This window comes from Rufibacter sediminis (genome assembly GCF_014269285.1).
Classification (GTDB): Bacteria; Bacteroidota; Bacteroidia; order Cytophagales; family Hymenobacteraceae; genus Nibribacter; species Nibribacter sediminis.
On the sequence record NZ_JACOAF010000063.1, the window covers coordinates 1 to 821 of the forward strand.

Annotated in this window: 1 protein-coding gene; it reads right to left on the reverse strand. The window is 64.7% G+C overall.

Annotation, left to right across the window (positions count from 1 at the left end; all coding sequences use genetic code 11):
• Positions 1-7: 7 nt before the first annotated feature.
• Positions 8-759 (reverse strand): IS5 family transposase gene (locus H7U12_RS22370; protein ID WP_394368086.1). Its coding sequence is split into 2 segments (ribosomal slippage): positions 8-423 and positions 423-759, totalling 753 coding nucleotides; the frame shifts between segments, so codons are not numbered across the junction.
• Positions 760-821 lie beyond the last annotated feature (62 nt).

Sequence of the window (821 nt, forward strand, 5' to 3'; positions counted from 1 at the left end):
TTGACAATTAGTGTAAAAGGATCATGATGGATGCCAGGTAGACGAACCCGGCGAAGCTGTCAGCGGTTTTGTCGTAGCGGGTGGCGATTCGGCGACATGCCTTGAGCCTGTTGAAGAATCTTTCCACCTTGTTTCGGTCTTTATAGAGGTTCTGGTCGATCTCCCGCCGGTGCAGCCGGTTTCTCTTGGAGGGGATCACCGCCTCGGCGCCCGCCTCCCGCACGCAGCCCAGGAAGTCGTCGGCGTCGTAGCCGCGGTCGGCCAGCACGGCCCCGGGGCGGTAGCCCTCCACCAGCGCCCGCGCCTGGGTGGCGTCTCCCCGCTGCCCCACCGTGAGCTTGATGCGCAGCGGGTTGCCCAGCGCGTCCACCGCCGCGTGCACCTTGGTGGACCAGCCGCCCGCCGAGCGGCCTAGGCACTCCCCCTCCGGGTCGCCTTTTTTTGGCCCGCCGCGTGCTGGTGCGCCCTGACCACGGTGGAGTCCACCATGAGCCAGTCCAGGTCCGGGTCCTGCAAAGCATCGAAGACGCCCTGCCACACGCCCTTCACGGCCCAGCGGCGGAACCGCACGTACACGGAGTTCCAGGGGCCGAAGCGCCCGGGCAGGTCCCGCCAGGGCGCTCCCGAGCGGGCCACCCACAGCACCGCGTTCAGGAAGAGCCGGTTGTCAAGGGCCGTCCGGCCCACATCCCCTGACTTGCCGGGGAGAAGCGGTGAAATCAGCTCCCACTGCCGGTCCGTGATCTCGTAGCGTCTCATAAACTTTTATAACAGCAACAAGATCAAACCAAAATCATTCCCTATTTGTCAACGCGCCCTAA